Below are 14,684 nucleotides of genomic sequence, written 5' to 3'. Positions count from 1 at the left end.
GGTTGGCTTCGCATTCGTGCGGCGAACTTCGGGGCAGCAGAGAAAACTGATGCAGCAGAAAGGCCCGGCACACGCCGGGCCTCTCTGTTTGCGGGAAACAGCAATCTATTCCGAGCGAGTGAAGCCGGAGGAGTCCCTGTGCCGGGACGACTTTCTCAGATGCAATGCGACCAGCACGAGGCTTAGGCGGTGGAGAAAGCGGCGCTTGATGTGTTCGCCGTGGCGTGCCGCGGTCGGGAAACGGAGCTTCAGGCGTTGCAGCAGGTTGTGTGCCCACACGTATTCGCCTGAGAGCAGCAGCAGGCCGGCGAACAGGAACACGAGACCCGGGATCACGGGCAGCACCAGCCCCAGCAGGCCGAGCACGATACAGCCCCAGCCCAGCAGCAATGCAATCCACTTCTTGACCGTACGGTTCAGGCGCAGCTTCATACGCCATAGACGTATATCAGAAGCAAAGGTGATTGCACATCGTGGAATGCGAAGCGTGCAGTCACGAGAGTGACGTGCCGTTCGGGATTGGCGCTGGGAACCGGGGGGAAAGAAAATGAGGCCCGCACGATGGGTGCGGGCCTCAGGTCAGCGGGGAGGGTAGAAAAGATGCGCGGCGTGTTCGTGCGCGCCGCGCGTGTGGCTAATTGCTGGAGCCCGGAGCCTTCTGCTCGACCGGCGCAGCGTCAGCCGGAGCCGTTGCGGCCGGAGCCGCTTCCGCCGGGGCTGGTGATGCCTGCACCGGAGCGTCCGCCTTGTAGCGCGTCAGGTACGGGAAGATGGGCGTGACTTCAAACGGCATCTTCTCGCGGGCGCCGAGAATGGCCGGCGACTTCGCCTTGCTCATCTCGATGCGGTCGGACCACGGGTCGAGCTTGATGCGTCCGCCGAGGGGCAGCGCGGCAATCTGCTCGGTCTTCAACGGCTCGAGCTTGGGCGAGCCGTTGACCAACTCGTTGAGGCGGAGGCGTCCGTTGAGCACCAGGGTGTTGCCCATTTCGGCGCGGATGAGGTTCGGCAGCACGGCGCGGCGGCTGTCGAGCGCGCGAAGGAAGAGGCCGACGTTGGCCATCTTGTCCTTGTAGGGCGAGTTCTTCAGCAGTTCGACGGCCTTGCGGTCGGCGGCTTCTTCATCGGCCACGCCGCGGTTGAAGTGCATGCGGCGGAGGGTTTCTTCGTCGGCGAACATGGTCTGGTCGCCGAAGGCGAAGCGCGTGTCATTGTGGTGGGCCAGCGCGATGTGCGCCAGCTCGTGGGCCAGCACGGCGGCCAGGCTCGCCTCGTCCGGCAGCACGTCGAGCATGCCGCGGCTGAGGATGATGGTGTGGCCGATCTGGAAGCTCTCAACCGGCGCGGTCAGGATCACGCGGCAGCGGACTTCGGGCTGGATGTCGAGATTGTTGGTGAGGATGAGGTTGTTGACCACGATGCCGAGCACGCGGTCGACTTCACCCTGCCGGGCCAGCAAGCCGGCGCGCTCCAGGCGGCTGAGGGCGTTATCCTCGGCCTGGCGTTCCCAGCTGCGCTGCGCGGCCACCGGCGCAAGATCCTGGCCGGAGTCGCTCTGATCCTTCACGGCGTCGTTGGTGTCCACCACAACGTCGGTGAAGGCGTCATTGCCGCGCGTCTTGGTGATGCTGTAACCCCAGATGCGAATGACACCCTTGTAGCCCACGTCCTTGGGCAGGGAGTTCCTGACGGCTGATTCTTCACTGTAGACGTAGGCGGGCAGCCAGACGTTGGGCTGCATGTTCATGCGCCAGGTGTCAAAGTGCAGATAAGGGTTGGCGCTGTTGGAATTCACGAACGTGCCGTTGAAGCGGACCACATTGTAGCCCTGGTCTTCCACCCACATGCGTCCCTGGAAGCGGCCGACGCCGGCCTTCTTCTTGGGGGAAACGTCGATGATGTAGCAGCGCAGCTCGCCGAGAAATTCGCGGCCTACATACTCGAAGTTGTAGTGCTCGCGGTCGAGTCCGCGAACGTCCATGGCCAGCATGTAGCTGAAGCCGGTGGGATTGAAGTCTGTGCGCGAGGTGCCGGTAACGCTTCCCACCGCGTCACGCATCTTGCCGGTGACGCGCTTCATGAACTTCGGGCCGAAGCCTTCAAACTTGGCCTTCTCGAGGAAGCTGGTGTTGTCCAGGTCCTTCTTGATAGAGACGCGGCCGAGGAAATAGCGGTCGGCGACAGGCACCGCGCCGAGATCCTTGTCCGGCTTCATCTCCTGCAGATAGGTTTCAACAATGGGCGAGTAGGACCGCAATGACTTGATGTTTTCAGCTTCGCGCGCGAGGACCTGGTTAAGAACGCGGTCGAACGCGCTGGCGCCCGCCGAAGGCGCCTGCTGTGCCTGGCCAAATGCGGCCACGGCGACAAGCAGAAGAAAGGAACCGATGCACTTACGCAACATAGACACTCCTCGCTGACTTAAGACAACTGGAACACAATGTGTAGGGTTGCATGGGAGTCGACGGCATGTCCGTCACGCTGCGCGGGCGTGAAGCGAATGCCCTGCGCGGCGCGTACGGCCGCCTCATCCAGACCGTGGCCGAGACCACGGATGACACGTACAACATGAACTTGTCCACCGGCGGTAAAGGTGACGTCCAGCAGGACCTCGCCTTCCACCCGCATTTCGCGCGCCTCCGCCGTATACGTTGGCTTGGGCTTGCTCTGGATGGCGACCGGGATACTCGTGGGGCGGGCTTCCGCCTGCTGCGGACGAGCTCCGGGAGATGCCTGGGTGCCGGCGTTTCCAAAGCTGGTGGTCTGCACCTGAGCGTTGCCGTGACCGTGTCCGCCACGGCCGTCTGCGGCAACGCCATTGCCGAAGCCGCTGGCGCTGGCGATGGTGCCGCGCGCTCCATGTGCGCCGCCGCTGCCGTTGCCGTAGCCTGCCCCTTGCGGCATGTCCCAGGAGCCGACGGCGGCCACGTTGGGCTTGCGCGCCTGGCTGTTGGGATTGTGAGCGAATCCATCGGGAGCGCCGAAGCCGCCGGTCTGCACCTGCGCGGCTGTCTTATTGTGGAGCGTGGGCGATGCGGAGCTGCCGCCGAACTGGTTGGTCTGGACCGCGCTGACCTTGGGTGCCTGACGCGATTCGGCAACCTGGTCAAACGCCTTGGTGGGCTGGGCCGCGTACTGCGGCTTGGCGACCGGCGTGGCTGCCATCTTGGGCAGAGCCTGCTCAGGGGCCTTCACCTGCGGTGCCGCTACGATTTCCTGCGGAGTCTGGATCTTTGGGGGAGCCTTGAAGACGGGCTGCTCCAGCTTGGGCAGCTCCGGAAGCAGACGGGGCCGCGGCGCGGGACGCGGGGGCGCGCTGGGCTCCTTGGGTGCTTCTGCCAGTTCAATATGCTGGTATTGCTTCTGCACGATCTTGGGAGCGGCGAACGTGATCGTCATGAGCAGCGCTACGCCCGCGATTTGCAGAATGTAGCTGCCGGCAAACGCGGTGAGGCTGTACTGCGGCCTGGGCAGCTCCGAGAACATGGAATTGGCTCGATACTCCGGTATTTCCTTCATCTCCACACCACTCCGCTACAGGTAGGGCGAACCGGCCCGCTGCGGCCCGCGCTGGAACTCGCGGCCGCATTCCGCCATGGAAAAAACATCCTGCCCGGAATACAGCTGTGCCTCCGCGGATCTTGAGCCGGGAACATTGAAAAATCCCCGAAGGTCATGCGGAAAACAACCATATTCCAACGATTACTCTTCGTGCACTACTTGGAGTGAGTCTTCTCCTCCGTCCTTCCCAAAGTAGAACCCACCCGCTGGTTCGAGACAATAGCAAAACGATTGCAAATGGTACCAGAAGGGCGTAAGGAACCAAGGAGGGACATTGTACCTTAGGACTATGCCTTATCGTAATAAGCCGATGTTACTGACACTCGAAGGTCATGTACTTCTGGTTTCCTCAAAATTACTAATCAATTAACATTCGTCACGCGATCTGGATTACTTAATCGCGAAATTCATTCAAAGAACTACTCCCCCATCACTTTGACGATGACGCGCTTGCTTCGTTGGCCATCGAATTCGGCGTAAAAGACGCGCTGCCAGGTGCCCAGGTCGAGCTTGCCGGCGGTGAGGGGCAGAATCACCTCGTGGTGCACCAGGATCGATTTGAGGTGGCTGTCGCCGTTGCTCTCTCCGGTGCGGTGATGCTCGTAATCCTCGCGAAATGGCGCGAGTTTTTCGAGCCACGCGTCAATGTCGTGGATCAGCCCGTCTTCCAGATCGTTGACGTAGATGCCGGCGGTGATGTGCATGGCGGAGACCAGCACCATGCCGTCGCGGATGCCGCTGGTGCGAACGATCTCCTCGATCTTCGGCGTGATGTGCACATACTCGCGGTGGTTGCGGGTGCGGAAGGTGAGGTACTCGGTGTGAAATGTCATGCGGGGGTCCTCCGGTTGGCGGTGCAAGTTACCAAGGTAAACGCGGGGTCATACGTGCGCAAATAAAGGGCCGGAACGTGCCAGAAATGAAATGAGCGCGCCAGCGGATGACGCGCCGCCATGTGGATGATAAGCTGCATGGCCAATGAGCGAGCGCGAGGAATTTGACGAGCTAAGAGAGCAGATGGCGCGCCTGACGCAGCGCGTCTACCAACTGGAGCGCGCGATGGCCGCGAATCTTGCGGCTCAGAAGCAGCAGACCGCACCCCCGATGACAGAAGTGCCAGTGCCTGCTCCAGCCGCGCAAGAAGCAAAGACTGCGGCACCAGCGACACCGACGACGGCAGAGAGAGCCGTCGCTCCGGCCCCTGCGGCTGAGCCGCCGCGCACACGGCAGCAGATGGCCGAGGCCTGGGCGCGGCATGACGCGCCGTTGCGGACGCCCATGCCAGCCATGCACGAAGAGGAATCACTGGAGAGCCGCATCGGAGGCCGCTGGCTGAACCGCGTGGGCGTGGTGGCGGTGCTGGTGGGCGCGGCACTGTTCCTGCAATACGCGTTTGAAAACCATTGGATCGGCCCGGCGACGCGCATCGTCATTGGCATGCTGGCGGGCGCGGGCTTTATCGCCTGGAGCGAGCGGGTGCGCCGGCAGGGCATGCGCATGTATGCCTACTCGATGAAGGCGCTGGGCGCTGGCGTGCTCTATCTCTCAATATGGGCGGCGTGCCAAGTCTATGCACTGGCGCCGGTCTCGCTGGGCTTCTTCGCCATGGTGCTGGTGACCTCTCTGATGGCGTGGCTGGCGGTGCGCGAAGACGCGGAGTTGCTGGCGGCCTTGGCGCTGATGGGCGGCCTGCTGACGCCGGTGCTGCTCTCGACGGGAAAGAACGAAGAAGCCGCGCTGTTGGGATATCTGCTGCTGCTGGATATTGCGGCCGTGCTGGCGCAGCGCTGGCATGCGTGGCCCCGGATTGCGTGCTCGGCGCTTGTGGGAACCATCGGTATCTATGGCGTCTGGTACGCGGAGTATTACTCAGCGGATGCGCTGGCGGAAACCATACTGTTCCTGGCAGCGTTCTGTGTGCTCTTCGAGATGGCTCCGCTGTGCGCCAGGCAGGAAGCTGAGGCGCGGGGAAAGTTCGCGCCGGAGTGGTGGATTCTGCTGGCAGTGGTGAACGTGGGTGCCTTCTGGGTAGAACTACAGGAGCTTCGGGGTAATCAGGCGCTGTGGAGCGTGCTGCTTGCGGTGGCGGTGCTTGCTTTCGGCGTGCTGATTGAGCAGCGTCGCGGCGGGCCGGAGACGCTATCGACCATCCATTACGGCATGGCTGGCGCACTGCTGCTGGTGGCGGTTCCGCAGCACTATGGGCAGGACGGCCTGGCGTGGGCGTGGCTGGCGGAGGCCGCCGGCTTCTGCGCCGTGGGCTACGGGACGAAGCGCGGGTTGCCGCGAGTGCTGGCCGCCGTGGCCACGCTGCTGGCGACGGGCTGTGTATTGTTGCAGCTCTCCGAAGAGACGCAGCCAAGGCTGATCTTTAACGAGCGATTTGTGCTCTACGCGGCGTGCATTGCCGTTCTGTGCGCGCTGGCGTGGGTGGAGCACCGGCTGGGTGCGGAGCGCGACGAGTTTGCGGCGCGCGAGTGGACCGGCGTGGCCGTGGTGGTGGTGAACCTGCTCGCGCTGCTGGCGCTGAACCTGGAGATGCGCGACTTCTTTCGGCACGCGATCACGCAGTTGGGCGTGCAGTTTGGCGAGACAGTTTCGTCGGCGTACCAGGCCGCGCGCGGGCTGTTGGACATTGAAGGCGACTTTGCGCACTCGGCGCTGTGGATGGCCTATGGCGTGGGGCTGATGTGGGCGGGATTTGCGCGTCGCTCGGCCTTCCTGCGCTGGCAGGCGCTGGTGCTGGTGGGAGTCACGGTGCTGAAGGTGTTTCTGTATGACATGGCGGTGCTCGACAAGGGGTACCGTATTGCCAGCTTCATCGTGCTGGGCGCGATATTGCTGGGGATTTCCTACGCCTACCAGAAGGACTGGCTAGGGCTGCGGAAGACGGCAGCGGAGTAAGGCAGACGAAGTGAGCGGGGCGGGACAGGGCGTTGAAGCGCCACACGGAAAGGTCGAATCGAGGGCAATGAAACGGGCTACGGTGGTCAGGGCAGTTGGGGTGTTGTTTGCGTGCATGGCGATGACGGTCTGCGCGGGCATGGCACAGGAGACGGCACCGCCGGATGTTGTGGGCTACGTGACGCGCGTGCAATCGCCGGGTGACTTCGACATCAACGGCCTGCACGCGGTATTCACCGAGTTTACGAGCATATACCGCAAGACTGCTCCCAACGAGACTGCGCTGGTGCAGCGCGGCGACCTTCGTCTGGCACTCGGGCAGCCCGTGGAAGTTTACGGGCGCGTGGACAAAAAGACCCGCGCGCTTACGGTGCGCATGCTGATTCTTCCGGGCGCGGCCGGCAGTGAAAGCGTGACGGGAGAAGGTGTGATCGACGCCATTCCCGCGCCGCTGCCGGAGATGGCCTCAGGCGACCGGCTGGTGCGCGCCGACGGACGGCTTATCCGCATCACATCAAAGACCGCAATAACCTGCCTGCCTCCGCTGGTGGATGCGACGGCATTCCGCGTGAACACCTGGGTCGCCTACCACGGCAAGACCGCCGATGGGGGCGTGGTGGTGGCCGAAAAGATTGTGCTGCGCGAGAACCGCATCAACAGCGGGGAAGACAAGCTCCGCAAGAAGCACGAGTATGATGCTTCGGCGGTGGGCGAAGAGAAGAAGCAGGGCAAAGTCGCACGGTCTCTTCAGGGCGCGGACCCCAAGCGCATGCCCGCCTACACGGACGCGGCAATGCAGGCGCGCGTGGAGGCGATCGGCAACCGGCTTGTGCCGCAGTATCAACGGGAGCTGCCTGAGACGGACCCCGCGAAAGTGCAGTTCCGTTTCCAACTGGTGGATGAGGCCAAGACTCACGACGCGGTGGCGCTGCCGAGCGGCATCCTGCTGGTGCCGCACCAGGTGGTGGCGCGCATGGAGAACGACTCGCAACTGGCGGCGGTGCTGGCCGATAATATTGCCAGCGTGCTGGAGCGGCAGAGCTACCGCATGCAGGGACCGGGCCACGCATTGGACGGAGCCAGAATTGCCCTGCTTGCCGGAGGCACGGTGGTTCCGGGGCTTGGCCTCGCGAGCCTGGGACCGAGCGGCGCGGCTTCGGCAATGCACGCGCATATGCTGGAGCAAAGCGGGCGCGTGGGATTGACGCTGATGCGGGACGCGGGCTATGACCTGTATGAAGCGCCCAAGGCATGGATGCGGCTGGCAAACCCGAAAGATGCTCCGGTGGAAAAGCTGCCGCCGCGAGCTGCATACCTCTACAAAGTGCTGTACGAGTCAGTGAAGAAGTAGAGCTGGCACGGACTCGAAATTCCGATGCAAAGACGAAAGCCGCTCGAAGGAGCGGCTTTCGTCTTTGCACTTCCGTTAATCCGCAGCAGTGTCGCTACGGCTTCGGCTCCAGCAGCGCGGTCACCTTCGGCATCCACTCGGCGATGGGAATGGACTGCGGGCAAAGGTCTTCGCATTCCTTGCACGCAATGCAGGCCGCGGCTCGCTGGTCTTCGGTGAGGAAGACGCTGTAGCGGAAGCGCGCGCCCTCGAGGTCGTCGAACAGGTGCGCGTGGTTGAAGAAGTCAAAGACCATCGGGATCTTCACGCCGTTCGGGCAGGGCTGGCAGTATTCGCAGCCGGTGCAGGGCACGGCGGTGCGCGCCTTGTACTGCTCGCGCACGGCGGCAATCAGTTTCTGTTCGTCGGCGGAGAGCGCGTTGGCAGTGGCTTCGTCGGCGACGACAAGATTCTCCGCCACCTGCTGATCGGTGCTCATGCCGCTGAGCACCACGGAAACCTCAGGCTGGTCCCAGAGCCAGCGTAAGGCCCATGCTGCGGGCGAGTGGCGCGTGGGGAACTCATCCATCAGGTCGAGCACGGGCTTGGGCGGATCGGCAAGGCGTCCGCCGAGCAGCGGCTCCATGACGACGACACCCATGCCGCGCGAAGCCGCGAGCTTCAATCCCGCGGTGCCGGCCTGGTTCTCCACGTCCATGTAGTTGTACTGGATCTGGCAGAAGTCCCAGTCAAAGCCTGTGCAGATTTCGCCGAAGGCCTCTGAGCGGTCGTGGAACGAGAAGCCAAGGTGGCGGATGCGTCCGTCGCGCAGGGCGGCTGAGGCGCGCTCCAGCAGGTTGAACTTGAGGATGACCTCATGCCAGCGCTTTTCGCTGAGCGAGTGCAGCAGGTAGAAGTCGATGTGATCGGTGCCGAGCTTCTTCAACTGTTCGTCAAGATAGCGGTCGAAGTCGGCGGCCTCGTTGATCATCCAAGTGGGCGACTTGGTGGCCACGCGCACGCGCTCGCGGTAGCCGTCGCGCAGGGCCAGGCCGAGCACCGTCTCGCTGGCGCCGCCATGGTATGGATAGGCGGTGTCCACGTAGTTCACGCCGGAGTCGATGGCGTGGCGGATCATGCGGATGGCCTCGGGCTGGTCGATGTTCGGGCTGAGGCGGTTGCCGTCCGTGGTGGGCAGGCGCATGCAGCCAAAGCCGAGCGCGGAAGGCTTCCAGTCAAGCTTGCCGAAAGTGCGGTATTGCATGGGTACCTCTGAATGCTTAGAAATTCGGCGTACCTATCGATAGTAGGACAGATTGAATTCGCCGTTCAAAGATGGAATCAATTTTCGCGCGGAATTCATGCGGCTCAAATGCAGAACGCGCCAAACTGAGGGGCAGCGCAGAGTAGGGAAGCTTTCGCCGAGGCGCTCTTCAGGATGCCGCGACGGAGAAAGTAAAGGCTCCCGCGAAGGGAGCCTTGTGAGTGAATTTCGCAATGAGAGGCAAGCGGCGCTACTCGCGCGGAGTCTCTTCGATCTCTGATCGCCATTCGCGGCTCTTGAGGACCTCGCGGGGGCGGGGGCCGTCGGCTGGGCCGACAATGCCATCGCGCTCCATCAGGTCGATCAGGTGGGCGGCGCGTCCGTACCCCACGCGGAGGCGGCGCTGCAGCAGGCTGGTGGAGGCCTTGCCGAATTCGAGCACAAGGTTCACGGCGTCGTCGAAGAGCGGATCGTTGTCGTCGCCCTCGCCGCCTTCACCCATTACGCTGTTGCCCTCGTTGGCCGGAGCGCTCAGGTACTCTTCCTGATACTCGGCGGTCGATTGCTTCTTCCAGAATTCGACGGTGGCCGCGATCTCCTTCTCGGTGACAAACGGCGCATGCAGGCGATGCACACGCGCGGAGCCCGAGGGCAGGAAGAGCATGTCGCCCTTGCCCAGCAGGTGCTCGGCGCCGTTGGCGTCAAGAATGGTGCGCGAGTCAATCTTGGTGGCGACGCGGAAGGACATGCGCGCCGGGAAGTTCGCCTTGATGAGTCCGGTGATGACGTCGACCGAGGGACGCTGCGTGGCCAGCACCAGGTGTATGCCGATGGCGCGCGCCATCTGCGCCAGCCGCGTGATGGATTCTTCCACGTTCGCGCCGTCCACCATCATCAGGTCGGCCAACTCGTCAACGATGATGACGATGTAGGGCAGCGGCTTCTCTTCCTCGGCGTCCTCAAAGAGCGAGGGCGTGGTGCCTTCGTCGAAGAGTTTGTTGTACTGCTCCAGGTTGCGTACGCCCTTCTGCGCCAGCAGCTTCAGGCGGCGCTCCATTTCGCGCACGGCGTTGCGGAGCACGTTGGCGGCCTGTTTGGGCTCGCTGATGATGGGCGTGAGCAGGTGCGGCACGCCGTCATAATTGCCCAACTCAACGCGCTTCGGGTCCACAAGGATCAGGCGCACCTGATCGGGCGACGCCTTGTAGAGCATGCTCATGATGAAGGCGTTGATGGCCACTGATTTTCCCGAGCCGGTGGAGCCGGCGATGAGCAGGTGCGGCATGGAGTTCAACTCGGTGGTGTTGATGCGGCCGTTGATGTCCTTGCCGAGCGCCAGCGTGAGCTTGCTGGTGGAGCCGGTGAATTCGTCGCTCTCGATGATCTCGCGCAGCCAGATAGTTTCGCGCTTCTCGTTCGGCACCTGGATGCCGACGGTGTTCTTGCCGGCCATGCGCTCGATCAGGATGCTTTCAGCACGCAGCGCGAGGCAGAGATCATCCTGCAGGCCGACGATGCGGCTGTACTTGATGCCGGAGTCGGGCTTGAACTCAAAGGTGGTGACCACGGGGCCGGGATTGATCTGCGTGACGGAGCCGAGGACGCCGAACTCGCTGCATTTCTCGGTCAAAGTCTGCGCCAGCTCGCGCAGCTCGGCGGTATCGAATTCGTTGCGCGCGTCGGGGCGGCGCAGCAGAGAACTGGGCGGAAGTTTGTAGCCGCCCTGCGAGCGGGCGCTGGTGGTGCGAGCCTTGCGCGTCTCGTCGGCGCGTGCGCCCACGGAGGGTCCTTCGCCATTCGGTCCGCCTTCTTCCATCATGCGCTCAATGCCGCTCTTTACCTTCGACTCTGTCTGCACAGGGGCGGGCGGAACATAGACGGTTTCCGGTGCGGAGACGATGGCGGCCGGTGCAATAGCTGGCACCGCAGGCGCGGCCGGAGCCGCTGATGCCTGTGCCTCCGCCTGTCGCGTGGCGGCCGGGCGCAGGAATCCATCGAGGAATGACGAGGGCTTCGCCGGTGCGGTTTCCGGCTCCGGCGCGGCGATGACAGTTTGCGTCTTCGCCTGCTTCTCCTCGCGGGCCTTGAGCTTTTCCTGTTCCTGACGCTTGCGCTCAAGCTGGCGCAGTTCGGCCTTCTTCTTGCGGCGCTCCTTCCAGTCCAGCCAGCGCTCGCGCAGGGTGACGATGAAGGTGAAGCGCGTCTGCATCCAGAGCTGGAGCGAGCTGAAGCTGAAGGCCGTGGCCAGATAAAGGCCGACGGCGATGGCCGAGCCGGTGATGATGTAGGCGCCGGTCAGGTTCAGATAGCGGATGAGGATATCACCGGCGATGCGGCCGAGAACGCCTTCGATCGGCACCGCTCCGCGCAGCTTCCAGCCAAAAGGCAAAAGCGCCAGCAGAGCCGCCGGGAAGAAGATGAGCAGCAGAACGCCGATGCCCTTGGCGATGGCGGAGTCAATCTTGAGCGAGCGGAACCAGCGCACGCCGTAGAAGAACAGCACAACCGGCAGCAGGTAGGCGACAAGGCCGAGTGCCTGCAAGAGCACGTCGGAGACGGTGGCACCGGTGATGCCGATCCAGTTGTGGACGTCGCGCGGCGTGGCCGGGTGCGAGGCCGTATTGAATGAGGGGTCAAGCGGAGAATACGAGGCAAGCGACAGCACCAGCAGCGTGGCGCAGACGAAGCAGAGAAAACCAATGAGCTCGTTGAGCCGCTTGCTGCCCGTAGGCACGAAAAACACGGAAAGAAACTTCATAAGGGCGTGCGGAAAGTCTGCGCGCAGCAACTGCCCGCGCGGGGCCTTCGTGACGCCAGAGCAAGATGATTATGGCAGAAAACAAGGGCAAAGAGCAGGCGAAAAGCGCGGGGAACCACTCCGGTATAGAGCGTGTAACAAGTGGTGTAACCGGCTATTGAGGGAAGTCTGTGTTGAGAATATTCTGAATTTGCTCTCGCAGAGGCGGAAGGTCTTTCTGCGCAGTCTGCCAGAGAATCTCGGAGTCCAGGGAGAAATAGGCGTGCGCGATCTGGTTGCGCATGCCCCGCATCTCCTGCCAAGGCAGCTCCGGATATCGCTGTTGCAGTTCTTCGGAGACACGGGCGGCGGCTTCGCCGATCACTGCGATCTTATGACAGACAGCGCTTTTCAGAAGTTCATCCTCTTCGAAATGCGCAAATTGCGTTCCGGCAGTGAATCTTGCAATGGCGTCGATTGCCGCAAGAATGTCTTGCAGGTAGAGCTGGTCATCCCGCATACAGGAGTTCCGTCTGGTTCAAGACTTGTTCGCGCAAAGACGGTTTCAGGCCCCTCTTGGGGACAAGATCAACCTTGCGTCCAAGCGCGGATTCCAACTCACGGCGCAGCCGCTCAAACTCCAGCAGACCGACCTTTGCGGAACGGTGAAACTCTATGAGCAGATCGAGATCGCTGTCCGGGCGAAAGGCGGGGCCGAGGCCAGAGCCAAACAAAGACAACTCACGCACACAGTGACGCCGACAGATAGATTCAATCTGCTGGCGCTGTTCTGGAGAAGGAATCCAAGCGTAGCCCATACTGGCCACTCCTTTCTCGGCGCAGTTTAGCACAGCTTGTTGACCAGCCTTACATGTGGCGCGAGACGGCCCAGAGCACGCCGGCGCCGAGCAGGATGCGGTAGATGGCGAAGGGCACAAAGCCGCGGGCGCGCACCCACTTCATGAACCAGGCGACGACGAAGTAAGCCACGATAAAGCTGACGACGAAGCCGATGCCGAGCGTGATCCAGTGTTCGGCGCTCCAGCTGATCTGGCCGAGCACGCTGGCCTCGCCCTTGCCGGGGTGGATCGCCTTATAGAGGTCGTAAACGGTGGCGACGGCCATGGTCGGAATCGAGAGGAAGAAGCTGAACTCAAGTGCGGCTTCGCGGCTCATGCCGGCAAGTTGTCCGGCGGCGATGGTGGACATGCTGCGCGAAGTGCCGGGGAAGACGGCCGAAAGCACCTGGCAGCAGCCGATCCAGACGGATTGCTTCAGCGTCATCTCCTCGGTGTGCTCGGTGGTCAGCGGCAGCACGCGGCGCTCGTAGCGATCATCAATAACCCACATGATGAGGCCGCCAAGCAGCAGGGAGCAGCCGAAGACCAGCGGACTCTCCAGGTTGTCGCCAATGATCTTGCGCATGAGAAACGCGGGAACCGCCGTGCAGAGGAAGGCGATGACCACCAGCGTCAGCGGATGCGTCAGCGCGGTGCGGTCGCCGCGGTCACCCTGCGGAAACGAGACCACAAACTTGCGGATGCGCTCGCGGAAATAGAGCGGCAGGCACAGAATGGCGCCCAGCTGGATGACGATGGCAAACATCTTCCAGTAGCCGTCGCTCAGCGAAATGCCCATCAACTGCTGGCAAATGCGCAGGTGGGCCGTGGAGCTGACGGGAAGAAATTCGGTGAGGCCTTCAACAATGCCAAGAATGAGTGCGAGCAGATAAGAATTCATAGCTATGTTTACAAGTCTAACAGCCGGGCTGCTGACGGACGGCAAAATGTATGTAACAAAAGCGGGCGGTGGTGGCACGCGGGTAACTGGCCGGTAAGTGTCAGCCGGTTACCTGCACGGGCCTGTCGCGTAGGCATGACACGGCCGGAATGAAGCCCACTGCGTCGAAACGTCATTCAACATTGCTGCTGTAGACCGCAACGTTGTTCTGCACCATGTAGATCAGGCGCTGGGCGCGGGCGGTCCAGTCCGCCGATCCCTTCCCCAGGGCACGCTGCGCGGTGGCCACGGCGCGGGCGGCAGCCTCCGGAGCCTTGCTGCCCTTGCCTTCTGAACGGTACAGCTCAATCAGGCAGGCGTAGCGGTAGGCAGCCTGGTAGAGCGCCTCGGCCAGCGCGGGCGAGCCGGGGTGCTCCTGCACGTACTTGTCGTAAATCTCAGCTTCCTTCTCGGGGCACTTGGACTGCGCGGCCCAATCGCCGCAGAGCTTGTTTTCGATGAGATGGAAGGCCGCGAGGTCCGCCCACTTGGTGCCGCGGAATTTCTTCTCCACCTGCTTCATCGGTTCCTCGTTGATGGGCATGCGGTCGCGCGGGTCGCGCGCGCGAGCCGAGGGACGCGAAGAGATGTCGGCCTTGTCGAGCTGCCACTGAATGTCGGCGGCGCGGTACAGTGCCTCGCCCGCCAGCGCAGAATTGGGGAAATACTCCGCTACGCGCGCGTACAGGCGTCGTGCATCGTCAGCAGCGCCACGGCGTCCACGGCTGCGGCTGGCCTCGGCTTCGCTGTCCACGGCTTCGCCATACATGATCTGGTCGCCATTCGGTGTGTTGGGGCCGATGAGCCCCTTGGCCAGCACCCATCCGGTGATGTTGCGCTGCTGCGGCTCGTCATCGAGAGGCTGCGCGGGGCCGCGTGTGACCGGCGGCAGCGCAACAATCACCTGCACCCACTCGTTCGAGTGGTCGAGGATGGCGGCTTCGCGTCCGCGTTCGGCGGTAGCCAGCTTCGCGCTCGAAGCATCCGGCGAGATGTAGATGTTGGCCGCGCGGATGAAACTCTGGCGGTCGGCCGCTGCCAGCGCCAGGGCGCAGCCAAGCACAAACACGGTGACGAGCGAAAGGCGGCGAAGCAGATGCGTCATCGAA

At 62.8% G+C, this 14,684-nt stretch carries 12 protein-coding genes; 2 read left to right on the top strand and 10 right to left on the bottom strand.

The features are described 5' to 3' along the window. Positions 1-105 precede the first annotated feature (105 nt). The 4 genes from AC6IZO_RS08070 to AC6IZO_RS08055 form a co-directional block, all read right to left on the bottom strand. Entirely contained in the window at positions 106-432 is a 327-nt protein-coding gene (locus AC6IZO_RS08070; RefSeq protein WP_497809775.1) for a PGPGW domain-containing protein, read from the bottom strand. A gap of 202 nt (positions 433-634) precedes the next feature. Further along, on the bottom strand, positions 635-2,404 hold the full coding sequence (locus tag AC6IZO_RS08065) for a M48 family metalloprotease (RefSeq protein WP_497809773.1): 1,770 nt from the start codon (positions 2,402-2,404) through the stop codon (positions 635-637). 17 nt (positions 2,405-2,421) lie between these two features. After that, on the bottom strand, positions 2,422-3,519 hold the full coding sequence (locus AC6IZO_RS08060; RefSeq protein ID WP_497809771.1) for an energy transducer TonB: 1,098 nt from the start codon (positions 3,517-3,519) through the stop codon (positions 2,422-2,424). A 461-nt stretch (positions 3,520-3,980) separates the two neighbouring features. After that, the gene (locus AC6IZO_RS08055; RefSeq protein ID WP_497809769.1) at positions 3,981-4,394 is read right to left on the bottom strand and encodes a secondary thiamine-phosphate synthase enzyme YjbQ; all 414 of its coding nucleotides are present in this window, start codon (positions 4,392-4,394) and stop codon (positions 3,981-3,983) included. A 145-nt stretch (positions 4,395-4,539) separates the two neighbouring features. Here AC6IZO_RS08055 and AC6IZO_RS08050 point away from each other — a divergent pair, with 145 nt between their 5' ends. Further along, positions 4,540-6,465: a DUF2339 domain-containing protein gene (locus AC6IZO_RS08050; protein ID WP_497809767.1), complete on the top strand. Its 1,926-nt coding sequence runs from the start codon at positions 4,540-4,542 to the stop codon at positions 6,463-6,465. Positions 6,466-6,580: 115 nt separating this feature from the next. After that, entirely contained in the window at positions 6,581-7,816 is a 1,236-nt protein-coding gene (locus AC6IZO_RS08045; protein WP_497809765.1) for a DUF5666 domain-containing protein, read from the top strand. Between the two features lie 94 nt (positions 7,817-7,910). Here AC6IZO_RS08045 and AC6IZO_RS08040 read toward each other — a convergent pair whose 3' ends face one another. From AC6IZO_RS08040 to AC6IZO_RS08015, 6 genes are all read right to left on the bottom strand, one after another. After that, positions 7,911-9,059 (bottom strand): aldo/keto reductase, encoded by a 1,149-nt coding sequence (locus AC6IZO_RS08040; RefSeq protein ID WP_497809763.1) that lies wholly within the window; start codon positions 9,057-9,059, stop codon positions 7,911-7,913. 250 nt (positions 9,060-9,309) lie between these two features. Then, a complete protein-coding gene (locus AC6IZO_RS08035) occupies positions 9,310-11,802 on the bottom strand; it encodes a DNA translocase FtsK (protein ID WP_497809761.1) in 2,493 nt (830 codons plus the stop codon). A gap of 169 nt (positions 11,803-11,971) precedes the next feature. Next, a complete protein-coding gene (locus tag AC6IZO_RS08030) occupies positions 11,972-12,316 on the bottom strand; it encodes a HepT-like ribonuclease domain-containing protein (protein WP_497809759.1) in 345 nt (114 codons plus the stop codon). After that, positions 12,306-12,614: a nucleotidyltransferase family protein gene (locus AC6IZO_RS08025; protein ID WP_497809757.1), complete on the bottom strand. Its 309-nt coding sequence runs from the start codon at positions 12,612-12,614 to the stop codon at positions 12,306-12,308. The genes AC6IZO_RS08030 and AC6IZO_RS08025 overlap by 11 nt, the downstream gene beginning before the upstream one ends. Before the next feature lie 49 nt (positions 12,615-12,663). After that, complete coding sequence (locus AC6IZO_RS08020) at positions 12,664-13,536, bottom strand: undecaprenyl-diphosphate phosphatase (protein ID WP_497809756.1); 873 nt, start codon at positions 13,534-13,536, stop codon at positions 12,664-12,666. Positions 13,537-13,708: 172 nt separating this feature from the next. Beyond that, positions 13,709-14,680 carry a tetratricopeptide repeat protein gene (locus AC6IZO_RS08015; RefSeq protein ID WP_497809754.1) on the bottom strand — a complete coding sequence of 324 codons (972 nt, stop codon included), beginning with the start codon at positions 14,678-14,680 and terminating at the stop codon, positions 13,709-13,711. Between the last annotated feature and the right edge of the window lie 4 nt (positions 14,681-14,684).

This window comes from Oryzophilus luti (genome assembly GCF_059726245.1).
This window is presented reverse-complemented; position numbering and strand designations above follow the sequence as displayed.